At 71.0% G+C, this 2,926-nt stretch carries 2 protein-coding genes; one reads left to right on the top strand and one right to left on the bottom strand.

Going from position 1 to position 2,926, the window contains the following annotated elements; translation table 11 throughout:
* Positions 1–553 (bottom strand): ABC transporter substrate-binding protein (locus tag VF468_29650; GenBank protein HEX5882451.1); only part of this gene is annotated, 553 nt, incomplete at its 3' end.
* Between the two features lie 136 nt (positions 554–689).
* On the opposite strand from VF468_29650, the gene VF468_29645 reads away from it, so the two are divergent.
* The coding region (locus VF468_29645) for a nitrate- and nitrite sensing domain-containing protein (protein ID HEX5882450.1) at positions 690–2,926 on the top strand (2,237 nt) is incomplete at its 3' end.

Below are 2,926 nucleotides of genomic sequence, written 5' to 3'. Positions count from 1 at the left end.
TGGTGTACAGCTGGCCGATGCGCTTGGGTGGGATGTTCTGCTGCAGAATCGTGGAGTAGAGCGCCTCCCCGAGCATCCGGTCCGTCGGCCCGGTCCGGAAGAACCAGGTGAGCCCCCGCTCGGTGAGGTAGCCGGCCGTGCTGTCGCCGTTCACGAAGGGGATCCCCAGCCGCTCGGTTCGCTGGCTGGCCGCCTCCGTCACGGCCGCGTCGTAGGCGCCGACCAGCCCCACAACCCGCTCCTCGATGATCAGGCGGTCCGCCTCGGAGGTGCCGGTATCGGGGCTGCTCTTGGTGTCGCCGGGGACGATTCTGAGCTTGGCCCCGCCGAGTCGGGCCAGCCCTTCGCTTCCGGCCCCTGCCAGTGACACCGCCCCCTGCTCCCCGTTGATCAGGGTGGTCGCCAGCTCGGCACCATGCTGGGCGTCGGCGCCGGCGGCCCGGTTCGGCCCGGTCGTGGGGGCCAGGACGCCGATGCGGACTTCGGTCACCGCGCTCGTCTCGTCCCCCGATTCCTCGCCCGTGCACGCGGCGAGCGGGCCGACGGTCGCCACCAGGGCGATCATCGACAACCAACGCATTCTTGTCATTTTTGTCGATACCCCCAGGTCGGAACGGTCGCGAGCACGCTGGCAGAGTATAGTCCGGCCGGTAACCGGCATCTTGCGAGAGAGGTCGTGAACCCGCCGTATGGACACAACGTCTCCGCCAGCCAGCGGCTCTGGTCGGTCGATCGGCCTGCGCAACTGGCGCGTCCGCTCCAAGCTGATCGCCGTCCTCGTCATCCCCGCGGTCGCGTTCCTGGTGCTGGCCAGCTTCGGCATCGGCGCCCTGGTCGGCAACGCCCAGGCCTTCGAGGACGGCCGCCGGCTGGCCGAGCTTGGCCGACAGGTGACGGCGCTGGTCCACGAACTTCAGGCCGAACGTGACCTCAGCGTCGCCTTCACCGCCAGCGCCGACAAGGGAGTCGGCAGCGCGCTACGCGAGCAGCAACCACGCACCAACCAGGCCGTCGCCGCTTACCGGGAGGCCCAAGCGCCGCTGAACGATGATCTCGGGGAGCGCCTGCAGGGCAGGTTCGACGCGGTCCAGGCGGGGCTGGAGGACCTGACCGTACTGCGGGAGGCGACGCGGTCCTCCTCCCTCACCGGGCGCGCCACCTCGGCCGAGTACTCCCAGATCATCGACCAGCTCCTCGACGTCAACGCCGAGATCGCCGAGCCGGGCGGGGACGAGGACCTTTCCCAGTCGGTGCGCGCCCTCAACGGCCTGTCGCGGGCCAAGGAAGTCACCTCCCAGATCCGCGGCATCCTGTACGCCCTCTCGTTCCGGGATGACTTCGCGTTCGGCGGCTTCCAGGAGTTCTCCAGCCTGCTGGCACGCCAGCAGGCCGCCTTCAACCAGTTCCAGGCCGACGCCAACAACCAGCAGCGCAGCCTGTTCGCCGACCTCGTCCAAGGGCAGGCGGTCCTCCAGGTCGACCAGATCCAGCAGACCACCATCCGCACCCAATCCGGGGAGGACATCAACGGCCCCCACTGGCTGAACGCCAGCACCACCAATATGGAACTGCTCCGCAACGTCGAGACCCGACTGCTCGACGGCGTCATCGGCCAGAGCGGCGACCTCAGCGCCACCGCCCAGCGCGACGCGCTGCGCAACGCCCTCATCATCGCCGTGATCCTGGCCATCGCCCTGCTGGCGCTGCTGCTGGTGGCCCGGTCCATGGCCCAGCCGCTACAGCAGCTACGGGCCAGAGCGATCGAGATCGCCCAGCACCGGCTGCCCGAGGCCGTCCAGCGGCTGCGCACCACCGAGCGCGGCGACCTGGACATCCGGGTGGAGCCGATCGGGATCACCTCGAGGGACGAGATCGGCCAGGTCGCCCAGGCGGTCGACGCCATCCAGGAGGTGGCCGTCCGGCTGGCCTCCGAGCAGGCGGCCCTGCGCCGCTCGATCGGCGACATGTTCACCAACCTGGCCCGCCGCTCCCAGACCCTGATCGACCGCCAGCTGGAGCTGATCGACGACCTGGAGCGCAACGAGACCGACCCCGACACCTTGGGGGCCCTGTTCCGCCTGGATCACTTGGCCACCCGCATGCGCCGCAACGCCGAGGACCTGATCGTGCTCTCGGGCGCCGACCCGGGCCGCCACTGGGCCCAGCCGATGACCGTGGTCGACGTGGTCCGGGCGGCCGCGGCCGAGGTCGAGGAGTACCAGCGGGTCGAGTTCCTGCCCCTGGCCGACCTGGAGGTGGCCGGGCACGCCGCCGTCGACGTCATCCATCTGCTGGCCGAGCTGATCGAGAACGCCACCGCCTTCTCGCCGCCCAACACCAAGGTCCAGATCGCCGGGCAGGCCGTGCCCCACGGGTACGTGATCGAGGTCGAGGACCGCGGCCTGGGCATGAGCGACGAGGAGCTGATCGCGGCCAACGAGCGGCTGGCCAACCCGCCGGAGATCGACTTCGCATTGTCGCGGGTGCTGGGGCTGTACGTGGTCGGGCGCCTCAGCCAGCGCCACGACATCAAGGTGCAGCTACGGCACTCCTGGTATGGCGGGGTGACGGCCCTGGTCCTGCTGCCGAACGCCCTGCTCGTCTGGCCCCAGGTGCCGCAGGTGGTGGCGGCCAACCGGGCGGCCGCCCCCGGGACCGTCCACGGGCGCGGCGAGCTCCCACCGCCCGAGCAGCCGGCTGAGTCGGAGCCGGGCCCGGCCGGCGACCCGACCCCAATCTTCGAGGCCGCCCGCTCCGACTGGTTCGTGACCGAGCCGGCCGAGCCGGCCCCGCTGCCGTTCCACCAGCGTCGGCAACGGGGCCCCGGGACCGACGGTGACGGCCACCCGGCGTCCCGACCAGTTCCCGAGCCGCCGCCGGGAACACCGCCGCCGACCGCACCGCCCCAGGAGCAGGTCCACCGGCC

This window comes from Actinomycetota bacterium (genome assembly GCA_036280995.1).
In the GTDB taxonomy this organism is placed as follows: domain Bacteria; phylum Actinomycetota; class CALGFH01; order CALGFH01; family CALGFH01; genus CALGFH01.
The sequence above is the reverse complement of the archived record's forward strand: the minus strand, read 5'-3'. Positions and strand labels throughout refer to the sequence as shown.